Raw genomic sequence first — 15,037 nt, 5'->3', positions numbered from 1 at the left:
ATCAGCCTCCGCAGTGGTTCCGGATCAGGATTTGGGCCAGGTCGGAGACGGCCCGGTCGAGGTCGTCGTTGATGATCTGATAGTCGTAGCGGTCGGACAGGGCGAGCTCGCCCGGGGCATTGTCCAGGCGGCGGCGGATCGTCGGCTCATCGTCGGTGCCCCGACCCCGGAGCCGGGCTTCCAACGTCTCCGGGCTGGGCGCGTGGACGAAGATGAGCAGGGAATCGGGCACCCGCGAACGGACGGTCATCGCCCCCTGGACGTCGATGACCAGGATGACGCACACACCGTCGGCCAGGCTGTCCTGGATCGGCGCGGCCGGCGTCCCGTAGAGGTGTCCGTGGACCTCGGCCGTCTCCAGGAACGCGCCCGCCGCCCGGTCCGCCTCGAACCGCTCCCGGGTCATGAAATAATAGCTGGAATCCGGGGATTCGCCGGGACGGGGGTCGCGGGTCGTCGCCGAGATCGAGACCCGGGCGCGGATGTCCTGGCGCGCGAGCAGGGCGGAGACGATCGTGCTCTTGCCCGAGCCGGACGCCCCGGAGAGGACGACCAGCCGACCGGGCAACTCGCGCCAACGCGATGGGTCGACGATTCGATCGGGGATGCTGCCCAAGCCAGTGTCACTCCACATTCTGGATCAGCTCGCGGATCTTCTCCAGCAAGCCCTTGATCTCGACCACCCCGCGGCTGATCTCCAGGTCGTTGGCCTTCGATCCGATCGTGTTGGTCTCCCGGCCCATCTCCTGGACCACGAATTCCAGCTTGCGACCGGCCGATTCGGGCTCGCCGATCACCTCGACGAACTGGGCGAAGTGGGCCCGTAGCCGCGTGATTTCCTCGGCGATGTCGGCCCGTTCGGCGAAGATGGCCACTTCCCGGATCAGGTCCTTGGGCTCGACCACGACCCCCTGATTCTGGATCAGGGCCTGGACCCGCTCGGTCAGCCGGCGCTCGTAGGCGACCACGACCTCGGGGGCGCGCTCGGCGATCCGGTCGAGCTGGGCGGCGGCGGCCCGGCCGAGCGACAGAAGCTCGTCGGCCATCGCCCGCCCTTCCTCGGCCCTCGACTGCTGGAGCTTGGCGATCGCCTCGCTCACGGCCCCCGCCAGCCTGGGCCAGTCCTCGCGCGGGTCGGCGATCGCGGGCTTCCGCTCCTCGACCACCCCGGGCAGTCCCAGCAAGGCCGCCAGGTCGACCGAGGGATGGTCGGAGCCCGGGCCCGTCGCCCCGGTCGGCGGATTCGGCCCGAGGAACTCCGCCAGCTGGGATCGGTAGCTTTTCAAGGCAACCAGATTCAGGCGGTAATCCTCGGGCCGCCTCGGCCGTTCCACCCGGAGGGACAGCTGCACCGTGCCGCGTCGGACCGACTCGCGGACCAGCCGTTCCAGTTCGGGTTCCAGCGATCCATAAGGCTCGCTGATCTTCGCGTTCAACTTGAGGTGACGATTATTCACCGACCGTACCTCGACCCCGACCGACCAGTGGTCGTCCTGGAGCCGAGCCTCGCCGAAACCGGTCATGCTCAACAGCAACGGAGGGATGCCTCGGGAGAGGGGAAGCCGACGGGATGGGACTTGGGCTTACTTCGGGGCCGGGGTCGTCGGCAAGGGCGTGACGGGGATCGGGGCGGAAGGGCCCTGGCTGGAGATCGGCGCCACGGGCGGGGCGGCCGGGGCGGCCGCCGCCGGGGCGTTGGCCGGGGCCGGTTCGAGGCTCGCCGCCTTGTCGGTGGCACCTTCGGTCTTGGCGGCGCCGTCCTTGGAAGGCGTGAACGGCGACTTGGTCTCGGTGCCCGAGGCCGGGATGAAGGCCGAGGTCCGCTGGTTGGAGAGGACCACCAGCAGCATGCTCAGGGAGATCCAGATCCCCGCGGTGATCATCGTGATCCGGGTGAAGACGTCCCCCGCCTTGGTCCCGAACGCGCTGGAACCGCCCGCCCCGCCGAACGCGCCGGCGAGCCCGCCCCCCTTGCCGCGCTGGATCAGGATCAGGCAGATCAGGAACAGCGAGGTCAGCACCAGCAAGGTGTCGAGCAGATACTGGAAGAACAGCACGGTCATGGTCCTTATGGTCGTGGATTCGTACCGTCGAATCCGAGAGGACATCGCCGCCCGAGCGGGGCGAGTCTCCGGTGATTCAATTCGCGTTCATGACCGCTTGGCCGGCCCGGATGATGCCGACGAAATCGTCGGCCTTCAGGCTGGCACCGCCGACGAGGGCGCCGTCGATGTCGGGGCAGGAGAGGAGTTCCTGGGCGTTGTCGGCCTTGACGCTCCCGCCGTACTGGACGGTGACGCGGTTGGCGATCGCCTCGCCGAACCGGTCCTTGAGCCAACCCCGGATGAACGCGTGGACCGCCTGCGCCTGCTCCGGGGTGGCCGTCAACCCGGTGCCGATGGCCCACACCGGCTCGTAGGCCAGCACGACCCGGCCGGCCTGATCGGCCTCGATCCCCGCCAGGGACCCGTCGAGTTGCGCCGCGACGACCTCCTCGGTCCGGCCCGCCTCACGCTCTTCCCGCGTCTCGCCGATGCAGACGATCGGGGTCAGCGGTGAGGCCAGGGCCGCGACGAGCTTGGCGTTGACCTGGGCATCGGTCTCGCCCATGCCGTGGCGGCGCTCGCTGTGGCCCAGGATCACGTGGGTGCACCCGGCGTCCAGAAGCATCGCCGCCGAGACTTCGCCGGTGTAGGCCCCCTCGGCCTTGGCGCTCATGTTCTGGCCGCCGAGCCCGATCGGCGAGCCGGCCAGGGCGGAATCCACCTGGTGCAGGAACGGGGCCGGCGGGCAGACGGCCACGCGGACGTCGACCGACGAGCCGACGCCGGCCTTGACCGCCTCGGCCAGCTTCACGGCGGCCTCGGCGGTGCCGGGGTTCATCTTCCAGTTACCGGCGATGAAGATCGGACGCATCAGGCGGGCACCCCTTCGCAGGCATCGATCGTGCGGCCCATCAGGTCGGCCAGGCCACGCAACTCGGTCATCAACTTGGCATACTGCGGGGGCAGCAGGGCCTGCGGTCCGTCCGACAGGGCCTTTTCCGGGCAGGAATGGACCTCGATGTGGACCCCGTCGGCGCCGGCCGCCAGGCTGGCGCGGGCCATCGCCGGGATCAGGTCGGGCCGGCCGGTGGCGTGGCTGGGGTCAACGATGATCGGCAGGTGGCTCTGGCCCTTCAGGTTCGGGACGATGGAGAGGTCGAGCATGTTGCGGGTCGAATCCTCGAAGGAGCGCACCCCGCGCTCGCAGAGGATGACCTTGCTGTTGCCCTGGGCCAGGATGTATTCGGCGGACATGAGCAGGTCGCGGACCGTGGCCGACATCCCGCGCTTGAGCAGGACCGGCGTCCGGGTCCGGCCGATCTCCTTGAGGAGATCGAAGTTCTGCATGTTCCGGGCGCCGACCTGGATGATGTCGGTGTACTTCACCACGAGGTCGAGCTGGCGCGGGTCCATCACCTCGGTGACGACCGGCATGGAGAATCGCTCCCCGGTCGCCTGGAGGATCTTGAGCCCGTCCTCGCCCATCCCCTGGAAGCTATACGGGCTGGTCCGGGGCTTGAACGCCCCGCCGCGAAGGACGTTGGCCCCGGCCTCCTTGACCATCCCGGCGATCTCGACCAGCCGTTCTTCGCTCTCGATGGCGCAGGGCCCGGCGATCATCATCAGGTGGCCGCCGCCGACCCGGACCCCCTTGATGTCGAAGATCGAGTCTTCGGGGTGGAATTCGCGGCTGGCCAGCTTGAACGGCTTGAGGATCGGCACGACCTGCTCGACCCCTTCGATGGCCAACAGGGGCTCGGCCTGGAGCTTGCTCTCATCGCCGATGACGCCGATGATCGTCCGCGCGACGCCCTGGCTCAGGTGCGCCTGGAACCCCAACTCTCCGATTCGCTTCACGACCCGATCGACCTGATCTTGCGTCGGATTCGGCTTCAACACGATGATCATCGTCGTCCTCGAGACCCCGCCGAGCAGAAAACGATCCCGGCCGCCTTCGCCGGTCCGATGGACCTGGGACGGACGTCGTCTCCAAAGTGAATCCGGGATTATAACGAGATCCGGAAACGGCGCGAAGTGCCCTCGGCAAACTTATGGCCACCGGGACCGGAGACATCCACTGGCCCGGTGTCGTCGGCCATGGGCGAGGTTGCCAAATCCCGGTCCGGCGCTGTATCCTGTCCAGGCGGCGAGCAAAACGATTCGATCGACGATCACGGCATTCATTCGCCGATCGTCGCCGATGGTCTTGACCCAAAGCGCTCGAATCTTTATCGTTAGCCCCAGCCGGAGAGGTGACCGAGAGGCCGAAGGTGCGGCACTGGAAATGCCGTGTACTGTCACAGGTACCGCGGGTTCGAATCCCGCCCTCTCCGCTGTTTTCCTGCATGCAAGCCCGGATCGCATCTCCTTCGGGAGGTTGTGATCCGGGCTTCTTGCATGGTGGACCTCGAACTTCGTTGTGGGGCCCTGCCGGACGCCCAAGCCGCGACGATTCGTGGGGCGACTCCGGGATCGACTCCTTGATGACCGGGTTCGATGCGGGCATGATCCGTTGAGGGGCCCGACTCCACCGGGCATCGGGTCGTGATCCGCGATCGAATGGCGGGGGGCGGTCATCATGGCATCCTGGACTGGCCGGGGGTTCCCGGCCCTGCTCGCGTTCGGATTGATGGGCCAGGCGTGCCCTGCGGCCGCCGGGCCGGGGATCAAGATCGTCGAGAAGGCCCCCGATCCCCACGGGTCGCCCCGCCCGGCGCGAGGGGCCATCCATGTCCCGCTGAAGACGAGCCTCTACCTGGAACTCGCGACGGACCCGAAGGCGGCAGATGCCGTCGATCCCGGGTCCATCGCCGTCGTGCTGGGCGACGGCCGAGGCCCGGTTCGCGAGCTACTCCGGGAGGGCAGCCGATTCGTCGGCGGGGCGTCGGGCTGGATCCGACCGACCTCCAACCTCCAGGGTGAGGCCGCGGTGGCGGTCTACATCGAGACGGGGATCGCCCTGGAGCCGTTAACCGCCTATACGGCCTCGGCCTCCGCCCGGTCACGGTCGGGAGCGGTGCTGGCCGATCCGCTGCGATCGTGGACGTTCACCACCGAAGAGGCCCCGCGCCTCCATCCGGTCGCCTTCCAGCTCGATTTGAGTTCGGACCCGATCCGTTGGCAGGGGGGCTTCTTCACCGGCTTCGGCAACATCGCCTTCTGCACGACCGCCAAGAACTTTGGGCCGACCTACGAGTTGATGGCGGAGGCACGCAAGGCCCATCCCCGCGCCTGGTCCTATCAAAGGGATTTCTGGATGACCGGGACCGACTTCCGGCCGCCCGGCCTGCTCGGGTTCGAACTGCCCAACATCGTCCGCGAGCGCGAGACGCGCCGGATCGCGGCCATCGAGACGGCGGAGGGGGAGACGGTCCTGCGCGTCGAGGATGTCTTCGGCGGCCACCAATACGGCATCGAGCCGGGGCGGCCGATCTCGGGCGACTATCATCCGGGCGACGAGGTCCTGATCGCCGACGGCATCGCCGACGCGACGGCCCGGGTGATCGCCGTCGACGACAGGGGCCGCAGCGTCCGTGTCACGCCGATCAAGGCCCCACCGGGCGGGTGGAAATTGGACTACGAGGCCCCGCTGCCGACCGTCGAGGACCCGGACAAGCCCGGCCTGTTCGCGCGGGGTGGATGCTACCTGCGAAAGCTCCGACCGCACGGGACGCCCTGCTATTACTGGGGGCGGCTCGACAAGGAGTGGGACCTGGCCCATCGCCGCTACGGGCGACGACTGCTCCCGAACTTCGCCGATGCGCCCGGCGACCTCGCGCGCGACGGGCGATCCTGGACGACCGCCAAGGATCTCGCCGAATGGCACGAGGTGGCCCGCGAGATCGCCGGTCACGTGATCGATCGCTACGGCGAGGAATCGCTCGCGTTCACCTGGAGCATCTTCAACGAGCCCGACCTCGGCCCCCTGTTCTGGAGGGCCGACTGGGACGAACTCCAGCGGTTCTACGACTACGCGGTGGATGGGATCCTCCGGGCCTTCGAGGATCGGGGCTACGATTCCGACCGGGTCTTCATTGGCGGCCTGGAACTCGGCGGGATCTTCGGTACGCACCTCAAGCTGAACGAGTTCCTGGCCCATTGCTCGCCCCGGGCCAAGGCCCCCGGGGCGCTGCCCCTGAATGCGGCCTACGCCGACGCGAGGCTGGACGGCAAGCGATCCCGCCGCGTCGAGGCGTTGTGCAAGGCCCACGGGGGGAAGGGGAGCCCGTGCGACTTCGTGTCGATCCACGCCTACAACGGCTCGGCGGGGATGGCGGCCAAGCTGATCCGGGCCAAGGAGATGGCGCTGGCCGTCGATCCCGAGTTCTATCGCGACCTGTGGGTGAACTCCCACGAGAACTGCCCGGACTGGTTGCCCCCGCCCGACGAGGCGGCCGCGGACAGCTACCTGGGCAACGGGTTCTTCCCGACCTGGTGCGTCGACGTGGTCCGTCGCCAGCTCCGCAAGGCGGCCGAGGATCCCCGATTCCGGTTCGGAGAGTCGATCCTGACCGTCTGGCCCCCGAATCAGGACCTGGGCGGGCTGAATGCCGTGACCAGGATCCTCCACGCCGACGACGACGGCGACGGCAAGGCGGACCGGGACGTCACGATCCCGATGCCGATCTTCCACGCCTTCGGCCTCCTCTCCGACCTCTCCGACCGATTCTGGGCCTTGCCCGAGCAGGTCATCGGCGGCCAGGTCGTCAGCGGATTCGCCTCGCGGGAGGGCGACACGACGCGGGTCGTCCTCTATGCCCACCACGGGCAGGATACCCAGTCCCGCTCCGATGCCGAGTTCGAGGTTGCGCTGGACCTTGCCGGTCTGGCCGGGCCGACCGCGTCCGTCCGCGAATTTCGGTTCGACCGGTCGCACAACTCCTACTACCAGGAGGCCAGGGCCATCCGGTCCCGACGCGAGTCCACCCAGGCGGACCCGGCGACGATCGATGCGCTGGTCAAGAAGCTCGGCGCGGATGATCCCGCGGTCCTGCGCGAGGCGTTCCAGGCCCTGGGCAAGCTCGGCCCCTCGGCGCATGCGGCGGTCGGCCCGTTGATGGCGCGGGTCGGGCGGCTCGCGGACGAGGGCCTCAAGGCCGAGGGGGGAAACGCCCTCGCCGCCATGATGGCCGACGCCCCCCTGAGAGCGGATGACGTGGAGCGGCTCCGTTCGCTCTCCGAGTTGCGGCCGACCGCCGAATCCACCCATCAAATCGGCGATGGGGGATTGCTTCAATTGAAGGTGCGAGTGGGCGGCAATGGTGTCAACTTCCTGATCATTGGGGAAAAGCCACGCGATCGCCCTTGAGACGTCCCCGACGCGGGATTTCGGGAGGGTTCCCCTGTTTCGTGGCGCGGGACTTCGCTACAAACGAGGGACCCCTCCGCACCGACCCCGATCACGAATCCCGATGAGTACGACGATGGCCTCCCGCAGCCCTCGCCGGCCGATGTGGCTCTATTTCCTCCTCGCTTCCCTCGCGTGCGGCGAAGCGGTCGCACAGGTCCCCGCTCGCCGGCCGGCGAGCCCACTGGTGAGGGACGGCGATCGGATCGCCTGGGTCGGGAGTTCATCGACCCGCATCGGGATCTGGACGCGGACGGCCGAGTTCCTGCTGCGGACCCGCCAGCCCCGGCTTTCGCTCGAATTCCAGAGGTGCACGACCGGGGGCGGCACCTTCGCCACCGGGTTGGAGCATCTGGACGGATGGATCGGGGAGTTCCGCCCGTCGCTGGTGGTCTTCAATTATGGCGGGAATGATGCCGCGGCCGGCCGGAAGGGGATCCCCAAGTTCCTCGACAACATGAACCGCTGCGTGGACAAGGCCCGCGCGGCCGGGGCGCGGGTCATCCTGGTCACGCCCCAGGCGGCCGACGTCCGGAAGTCGGGCGTGGTCTCGGCCGCCCAGCGGACGCTGTATGCCGAGGCCATGCTCAAGGCGGGGCGGGGGCGTGCCCTCCCGGTGATCGACATCCACTGGTCGAGCTACGTCCTGCAGACCTACGGGCAGCGGATGAACCCGACCTTCTCGATCCTCAGGGATGACATCCACCTGACCGACCCGGCCTACGTCGCGTGGGGTTTCTTTTTCTTCGATCGGCTCGGCCTGCCACCCGCCCGGAGCGAGGCCCGGTTGACGGCCGAGGGGCGGTTGACGGCCGAGGTTTCCTGCCAGGTCCGGGATGTCGAGGCGTCCGAGGATGGGCTGGCCTTCACCCGCTGCGACGCGATCCTGCCGATCCTCCCGCCCGGCCCACTGCCGCCCCGAGGGTGCGTCCCCCTGGAGTCCCGGTCCCGGTATCTCCTGGGGATCGACGGCCTGCCCGATGGGGATTACCTCATCCGTTGCGAGGGCGATCCGATCGGCGTGGCCCCGGCCTGGGCCCTCGCCGCCGGGGTCAACCTGAACAGCCTGCTCCTCGATTCGGGCCATGAAGCCCCGTGGTCAGGGCTGGCCGCCGAGATCTGGGAGGGCCGGGGGATCGACCGCGTCGGACGGACGGCCTGGCGCTTCGAGATCCGGAAGCTCTGATCGATCGAGGCGGGCCGATGGATCGCCCCGCAGGGATCGCGATCCATCGGCCACCCCCATCACCACTCGGACAGGCGTCAATTCCCGGGCCGGTCGCCCCTCCCGACCGGGGTCTGGTCGACGTAGCGCCAGTCCTTGAGGAAGGTGAGCAAGTCGGCCATCTCCTGGACGGAGAAGTTGCGTTCGAGCCCCTCGGGCATGAGCGACACGCCGGTGGAGCGGATCTCCTCGGCATCCTGACGAAGCACGATGTCGGTCTGCCCCTCGGCGCGGATCAGGGTCAGGCTCGCGGCCGACTCCGAGGCGATCAGGCCGGTGAGGACCCGCCCGTCGCGGAGGCTGACCGAATAGTTGATCGAGCCCCCATCGATGGCGGCGTTCGGGTTCAGGATGTCATTGAGGAGCATGGCCCGGGTCTTGGTCCGGGTATCGCCGATGTCCGGGCCGACGGCGACCCCGATGTCGTCGACGCGGTGGCAGGAGGTGCAATTCTTGCGGAAAACCTCGCGGCCCCGCTTCTTGTCGCCGGGCATGTCCACGGCGGCCTGGTAGCGGGCCAGGGCCTCCTTCCGCTCCTCGGGGAGGTTGCCACGCAGGAGGACCCGGGCCCGGTTGCGGATCTCCGGGACGGCGTGCTCGGTGAGTTGCCGAGACGAGGCCGGGTCCAGGTCCCCGGGCGACAGGTCGCGGGCCTCGATCGAGTCGAGCAGGGTGGCGGCCCGCTCGGGGCGGCGGAGCATCGCCGCGAGGATCGACCCCCGCAGCGCCGGGGTCGCCGACGGCCATGCGGCCATCAGGGCCCGGCCCACCTCGGGGCCGACCTGGCCCTCCAGGGCCCGCGCGGCCTCCAGGCGCACCTCACGCTCGGGCGATTCCTTGAGGACGCGGCCCAGGGTCGGCCCGGCCTGCTCCCAGGGCGCCTGCCCCAGGAGGCGGATCGCACCGAGGCGGGTGGATTCGTCGAGGTCGGGACGCTCGATGTCGGCGGCGGCGCGGGCGAAGGCCGCGGCGATGGGTTCGTTCAGGCGAGCCGCCCGCTCGGCCTCGCGCCCGTCGGCGGGCCGGGACTTCAGGAAGGCGTCGAGGCGTATCCCCCTCCGGCTCATCCCCTCGGCCAGCCCGAGCAGGCCGAAGCGTTCCCGGTTCGGGACGCGGTCCCGGGTGAGGGTTTCCAGGGCGGTGAGGACCTCGTCCGGGTCGCGACGCGCACCGACCAGGGTGGCGAGTTCGCGGATCATCTGGAGGCCGCCCGGCGAGGCCGACTCCCCCCGGCAGATCGCGGCGATCGCCAGCCCGGCCCGATCCGCGAGCGATGAGGCCACGGCGATCCGGGTCCAGGGATCGTCGACGCCGGACAGGGCGATCTTCGCCAGCGGCTCGACCGTGCGGCGGTCGTCCCAGGCGCCCAGCGCCAGGGCCACCTCGAACCGCACGCGGGCGTCGGGGTCTCCGGCCATCGCCACGAGCCGATCCCGGAGGGCCTCGGACTGCGGGAGCCGGGGCTCGGCCAGTTGCACCGCGTTCTCACGGACCCCCGAGGACGGGGACCGGAGCAGGGCCAGGAGCCGGGGCTCGTCGAGTTCGCCCCGGTTGGCCAGCAACTGGGCGGCGAGATGGCGGGCGATGGGAGCCGATTCCGCCGCATCCAGGACCGCCCTCAGCAGGGCAATGGCGGCCGGCTCATTGCGCTCCAGGATCAGGCGGTGGGCGGTGGTCCGGTGCCAGGCGTTGGAGTGACCGAGCAGAGGGACGAGGTTGGCGGTCGGAGCGTTGGCCAAAGAGGGGGCCGGGGTCCGGGCCTCGGCCTTCTCGGGCACGATCCGCCAGATCCGGCCGCGTTCCTTGCCCTGGATCAGGTCGGGACGCTTCTGGAGTTCCGGGGGCATCCATTCGGGGTGCTCGATCACGGCCCGGCCCATGTCGACGACGTAGAGGGCGCCGTCGGGGCCGTGGCTCAGGGCGACCGGGCGGAACCAGTCGTCGGGCGAGGCCAGGAACTCCACGCCGTCCCGCGCCGGCTTGGAGCGGAACGACGCCCCGTCGGGCCGGAGGACCTCCATGTGGACGAGGTTGCCGGTCGGGTCGCAGGTGAAGGCCGCGTCGCGGTAGGGCTCGGGGAGGAGGCCGCCCCGGTAGACGAACACGCCGCAGGCCGCCGTGAACCGGCCCACGTGCTGCGACGACGTGGTCCAGTTCTGGCTCAGGGGATAGAGCCGGGCCCCCACCTTCGCCTCGGGGTCATCGATCTCCGAGATGTCGCGGACGACCTGCCGGACGGCCAGGTTGGGGTTCCGGCCCAACGCCCGGTTGGGCAGGACCACATGGCGGAGATGGTGGCGATTGTCGCAGACGAACCGCCGCCCCCAGTCGTCGAAGGTCAGGCCGAACTGGCCCATCCCCGCGACCGCCTCGCAGAGGGGGCCGTTCGGGTCGAAGCGGAAATCCATCCCGCTGATGTTGATCGGCTTCATCTCCCCCTGGGCCGCCCGCTTGATCTGGCCGCTGCGGAGGCCGTTGGCCACATAGATCAGGCCGTCCTGCCCGAGCGTCGGGAAGGCGACGAGGAGCTGCGAGTTCTGCGTCGAGAACCCGGTGAACAGGGGCTTCGGCCCGTCGGCCCGGCCGTCGCGGTCGCCGTCCGGCAACTCGACGATCTCGGTGGCGGCCGTCACGATCGCCCCGCCCTTCCAGGGCTGGAGGCCATTGGCGAACAGGAGGTGATCAGCGAACAGGGTCGAGGTCTCGTAACGGCCATCCCCGTCGCGGTCGGTGAGGATCTTGATCCGCCCTTCGGGGGGTGCCCCGGGCTTCGGGCCGAGCGGGTAGTCGAGCATCTCCACCACCCAGAGCCGGCCCTGCTCGTCGAAGGCCATCGCCACGGGGCTCTGGATCTCGGGCTCGGCCGCCACCAGCTCCACCCGGAGGCCGGGGTCGACCCGGAACGCGGCGAGTGCTTCCTGGGGCGATCGGGGAGGGCTGATGGGCGGGGGTGCCTGGGCCTGGCCCGGCGAACCAGCGAACAGCCAGCCGGCCGCGATGACCATCAAAGAGAAATGCCGGGCTCGTTCCATGGTGATGCTCACGGATGGCAGGGGGCGGGAGGTCAAGGGGCCGGGGTCGCGAGGATCTTGCGGAGGGCGGGCTCGAAGGCGTCGGCCATGCGGGCGAAGCCGAGGTCGGTGGGGTGCGTCCCGTCCACGGTCCCCTCGCCGTCGCCGCCGATCAGGTCGGCCGCCGGGAGGAGCGAGATCCGGCGATCCCCCTGCGCGACGCGATCCCGATAAATCTTCCCGAGGCTCGCGTTCGCCCCCCGGACCTTCTCGGCCCGCGATGCGACCGAGTCGGCGTCGGTGTAGACGATGTTCTCGACCAGCAGGATCGGCGTCTCGGGATGCTTGTCGCGGAGGGCCTGGATGAAGCCCGGCACACGCTCGCCCACCTGCTCGACCGAAAGATTCGGCAGGCAATCCAGGACGAACACGGCGGGGTCGAGTTCGGCCACGAGTTGGGCCAGCTCCGGCTCCGCCTTGCCGTTCCCCGAAAAACCGAGGTTGATGACCGGGCGATCGAGCCGCCGCGCCAGGATGGCCGGATACGCCATGCCGGGGCGGGACGCGCAGCCCCCCTGGGTGATCGATGTCCCGTAGATGACGATCGGCTTGACCCCGGGCGCCGGGCCGGCGGACGGGCGGATCGAGGCCCTGGAGGGCACGCCGATCTCGACCTTTTTGACCCCATTGTAGAGCGGCAGGTTGAGCCGATACTCGGCCTCGCCCGCGGGCAATCCCTGGACAATCCGCAGCTCGTTCTCGACCTTCTCCTCCAGCCGCCCGACCGCCAGGAAGTGCCAGCGGCCATCCCGGCGCACATAGAGGTCGACGCCGCTGACCCCGGTGGCGGGCATGTGGTTCATGGCGATCCGCGAGGAGGTGAGAGTCCAGCGCACCGAGATCGCCGTGGCGTCGGTCACGAACCCGACGTTCAGGCCCGTCGCGTGGCGGGACAGGTTCCAGACCTCGGGCCGGACGACTCCCTCGGCCCGCGCGGGCAGGCGATCATACGGGGACTTGAGATCGGACCAGCCCCGGCCCTCCACCCGCAGGGCGAGGGCGTCGGTCCAGGTGATCTCGTCGGCGCCGGATCGTCCGGGGGCCAGGAGCAGGGCGGCGCAGCACAGGGCGAGGAGCGGCGAAGCTTTCATGGACGGGGGCTCTCCTGGATGCGATCCGACTTCGGCCGGGCCTGCGACTTGAGCCGGATCAGGAGCCGCGTGGCCGCGTCGACCATCCGCTCCCCCGACCCCGGTGCGCATCGGGTAGCCTCGGCCTCATAGCCCCCTTCCGGGCAGGCCCGGAGATTGGGGACGTAACCGATCGAGCCGTTGGCCAGCTCGTGAATCATCGTGTATCGGAAGGGGGAGGCATCCTTCAAGGCCAGGCCGAATTCCGCGAACATCTCGCCCGGGAAGCCGACCCAGGCCAGCTCATCCCCCAAGGTGATGGCCTGGACCTCGGCCAGGAAGAAGGTGCGTCCCGGCTCGTTGCGGACCTCGACCTCCCCGTCGAAGTGGCGGGGCTTGGAGCCGATCTGCTCGCGGAGCCTGCGGGCCTTGTCGGGATGGTAGTCGATCTCGACCAGTTCGCGAGCCATCCCCAGGGGGGCGTCGACCACCCCGGTGAGTTGGGGCCGCGTCCGCAGCACCTCGGCGGCGAGCTTGCCGCCGATCCGGGCGGCTTCCTCGGGCCCCTTCAGGCGTCGCGGCCCGGCCGGGTTCAGCAGGTCATAATGATTGATGTTGCCCGCCGCCCCGGTGGCGAAGATTGTCAGCATCTCCGCCCCCAGGGACGCCCGCAAGGTCGAGTCCAGGGCGGCCGGGAAGTCGGCCGAGGGGCGCGAGCCGCCCACCGTATCCAGGTGGATCGCGAAGTTGACCAGGGTGGCCAGGGGACGGCCTCCGTCGGCGGCCCGGAACTCGACGACGCCGACCCCGGGGTCGATCGGTCCGGTGGGCCGGAGGACCTGGTCCATCTTGGAGTCATCATCCTTGAACGGGTTGGTCTTGACCGTCCCATCCTTGAGGTAGAATCGGCGGTTGAAGCTGACCGATGGCTCGTGACCCAGCCCCGCCAGGGCCGATGCGGGACGGAGGTCGGCCTCCGCCAGTCGGACCGCCTCGGCCATCCGGGACGGCAGCGCGGCGATGTAGGCCAGGGCCTTGCCGCGGGTCGGCTCGTCGAGGGAACCGAGCAGGCGGGCCCGGATCTGCGGGACGGTGTGGCAGTGGGTCGCCGAGATCATGACCGATTCCGGGGCGATCCCGGTGGACTCGCCGATCAGGCGGCGGGCCTCGACGATCATCGCCAGGGGGATGCTGGTCAGGTCGCAGACCACCAGCGCGGCCCGCCGCCCGCCCTGATCCATGACCACGGCCTTGACCCGGATCGGGTCGAGCGGCTCCTCGCTCCCCAGCTTGCCGCCGGGGGCCCTCTGCGCGCCGAGCATCGGCGTGCCCGGGGCCGGCGAGATCTCCACGGCGGCCCGGCCGATCCGGAGATCCCCGGCCTCGGCGGCCATTCCGGCCAGGAACCAGGCGACCGTGAGCGTCCAGGCGGTACGCATTCCGAGTGGACTCCGATTCGAGTGCGATCGGGCCGCGTCGTCGGCGGGAGGGGCTACGACGGGCTGATTCGTCGGCGGGGCGACACCAATTGGCAGGCCCGGACAGGGTAGCCACCGTCCGGCCGGTCGCTCAAGGAAAATCGCCGATGCTCGTCGGATTATTTCGGGGCCACGGCGGCCGTCCCGCCCTCATCGCATCGCCGAGGGCATGCGCCGCTCATCTCGAACCGCCAGGGATGGACGTCTTAGCTCATCCCGTAGCACAGACAACTACTTGAAACCATGAGATGAGATTTGGTCCATGAAATTTTCGGGACCTCGCAAGCCGCCCGGCATGCGAGGGCCCATCGGCGAGGCGGATTTCAGGCGATGGTCGGGGCGGGCGGGAGCGTGGCGAAGTCGAGGGGCCGGGCCGGCCGGCCCGGGATCGGCCCGGGGACGACGGCGATATCGACCGTCGAGACGTAGAGCCTGACCCCGTTCACGCTCGGGCCGGGGGCGGACCCCGACCGGATCACGCGGAGGTTGCCCGCGGGGAAGCCGGCGAACGGCCGATCATTGTGGCAGCCCTGAAGGCCGGCGCGGACGCGGTCCGAGTCGCCGACCTCGACGCGTCGGAAGGGCAGGGCCGACTCGTCGGGCCCGTCGGACGCCCCCGGCGACCAGTCCGCGAAGGCCGACCGCACGGCCTCTTCGAACGGACGGAAGCGGAGGGTCAGGTCGGCCCGGGTCGGCGACCCGGTGGCTCCCGCCCGCGCTGCGGTCAAGCCGAAGGGGAGCGACACTCCCAGGGCGGAGAGGAGGGTCCTTCGGCGGATGGTGCTCATGGTGGGTCCTTCG

General features: G+C 69.7%; 11 protein-coding genes and 1 tRNA gene. 3 read left to right on the top strand and 9 right to left on the bottom strand.

Annotation, left to right across the window (positions count from 1 at the left end):
* Window position 1 precedes the first annotated feature (1 nt).
* From gmk to aroF, 5 genes are all read right to left on the bottom strand, one after another.
* A complete protein-coding gene (gmk, locus tag TA3x_RS22515; protein WP_435016920.1) occupies window positions 2–616 on the bottom strand; it encodes a guanylate kinase in 615 nt (204 codons plus the stop codon).
* A 7-nt stretch (window positions 617–623) separates the two neighbouring features.
* Window positions 624–1,535, bottom strand: a complete 912-nt coding sequence (locus tag TA3x_RS22510) for a YicC/YloC family endoribonuclease (RefSeq protein WP_435016919.1) — start codon at window positions 1,533–1,535, stop codon at window positions 624–626.
* Between the two features lie 48 nt (window positions 1,536–1,583).
* The gene (secG, locus tag TA3x_RS22505; RefSeq protein WP_435016918.1) at window positions 1,584–2,063 is read right to left on the bottom strand and encodes a preprotein translocase subunit SecG; all 480 of its coding nucleotides are present in this window, start codon (window positions 2,061–2,063) and stop codon (window positions 1,584–1,586) included.
* 76 nt (window positions 2,064–2,139) lie between these two features.
* Complete coding sequence (gene tpiA, locus TA3x_RS22500) at window positions 2,140–2,916, bottom strand: triose-phosphate isomerase (protein WP_435016917.1); 777 nt, start codon at window positions 2,914–2,916, stop codon at window positions 2,140–2,142.
* Window positions 2,916–3,953: a 3-deoxy-7-phosphoheptulonate synthase gene (aroF, locus tag TA3x_RS22495; protein ID WP_435016916.1), complete on the bottom strand. Its 1,038-nt coding sequence runs from the start codon at window positions 3,951–3,953 to the stop codon at window positions 2,916–2,918. The genes tpiA and aroF overlap by 1 nt, the downstream gene beginning before the upstream one ends.
* Before the next feature lie 338 nt (window positions 3,954–4,291).
* Here aroF and TA3x_RS22490 point away from each other — a divergent pair.
* From TA3x_RS22490 to TA3x_RS22480, 3 genes are all read left to right on the top strand, one after another.
* Window positions 4,292–4,378, top strand: a tRNA-Ser gene (locus TA3x_RS22490).
* Between the two features lie 245 nt (window positions 4,379–4,623).
* Window positions 4,624–7,353, top strand: coding sequence for a GH39 family glycosyl hydrolase (locus TA3x_RS22485; RefSeq protein ID WP_435016915.1), 2,730 nt, complete (start codon window positions 4,624–4,626; stop codon window positions 7,351–7,353).
* Window positions 7,354–7,579: 226 nt separating this feature from the next.
* A complete protein-coding gene (locus TA3x_RS22480; protein WP_435016914.1) occupies window positions 7,580–8,578 on the top strand; it encodes an SGNH/GDSL hydrolase family protein in 999 nt (332 codons plus the stop codon).
* Between the two features lie 77 nt (window positions 8,579–8,655).
* Here TA3x_RS22480 and TA3x_RS22475 read toward each other — a convergent pair whose 3' ends face one another.
* From TA3x_RS22475 to TA3x_RS22460, 4 genes are all read right to left on the bottom strand, one after another.
* Entirely contained in the window at window positions 8,656–11,649 is a 2,994-nt protein-coding gene (locus tag TA3x_RS22475; protein WP_435016913.1) for a PVC-type heme-binding CxxCH protein, read from the bottom strand.
* A 32-nt stretch (window positions 11,650–11,681) separates the two neighbouring features.
* A complete protein-coding gene (locus tag TA3x_RS22470) occupies window positions 11,682–12,779 on the bottom strand; it encodes an SGNH/GDSL hydrolase family protein (RefSeq protein ID WP_435016912.1) in 1,098 nt (365 codons plus the stop codon).
* Window positions 12,776–14,197 (bottom strand): hypothetical protein, encoded by a 1,422-nt coding sequence (locus TA3x_RS22465; protein WP_435016911.1) that lies wholly within the window; start codon window positions 14,195–14,197, stop codon window positions 12,776–12,778. The genes TA3x_RS22470 and TA3x_RS22465 overlap by 4 nt, the downstream gene beginning before the upstream one ends.
* A gap of 362 nt (window positions 14,198–14,559) precedes the next feature.
* On the bottom strand, window positions 14,560–15,024 hold the full coding sequence (locus TA3x_RS22460; protein ID WP_435016910.1) for a hypothetical protein: 465 nt from the start codon (window positions 15,022–15,024) through the stop codon (window positions 14,560–14,562).
* Between the last annotated feature and the right edge of the window lie 13 nt (window positions 15,025–15,037).

This window comes from Tundrisphaera macrotermitis (genome assembly GCF_051175315.1).
Lineage (GTDB): Bacteria > Planctomycetota > Planctomycetia > Isosphaerales > Isosphaeraceae > Tundrisphaera.
The sequence above is the reverse complement of the archived record's forward strand: the minus strand, read 5'-3'. Positions and strand labels throughout refer to the sequence as shown.

Excerpts from the sequence above, each read along its gene's own strand:
- secG (WP_435016918.1), bottom strand. The coding sequence starts at position 2,063 with ATGACCGTGCTGTTCTTCCAGTATCTGCTCGACACCTTGCTGGTGCTG.
- tpiA (WP_435016917.1), bottom strand. The coding sequence starts at position 2,916 with ATGCGTCCGATCTTCATCGCCGGTAACTGGAAGATGAACCCCGGCACC.
- aroF (WP_435016916.1), bottom strand. The coding sequence starts at position 3,953 with ATGATCATCGTGTTGAAGCCGAATCCGACGCAAGATCAGGTCGATCGG.
- TA3x_RS22485 (WP_435016915.1), top strand. The coding sequence starts at position 4,624 with ATGGCATCCTGGACTGGCCGGGGGTTCCCGGCCCTGCTCGCGTTCGGA.
- TA3x_RS22475 (WP_435016913.1), bottom strand. The coding sequence starts at position 11,649 with ATGGAACGAGCCCGGCATTTCTCTTTGATGGTCATCGCGGCCGGCTGG.
- TA3x_RS22470 (WP_435016912.1), bottom strand. The coding sequence starts at position 12,779 with ATGAAAGCTTCGCCGCTCCTCGCCCTGTGCTGCGCCGCCCTGCTCCTG.
- TA3x_RS22465 (WP_435016911.1), bottom strand. The coding sequence starts at position 14,197 with ATGCGTACCGCCTGGACGCTCACGGTCGCCTGGTTCCTGGCCGGAATG.
- TA3x_RS22460 (WP_435016910.1), bottom strand. The coding sequence starts at position 15,024 with ATGAGCACCATCCGCCGAAGGACCCTCCTCTCCGCCCTGGGAGTGTCG.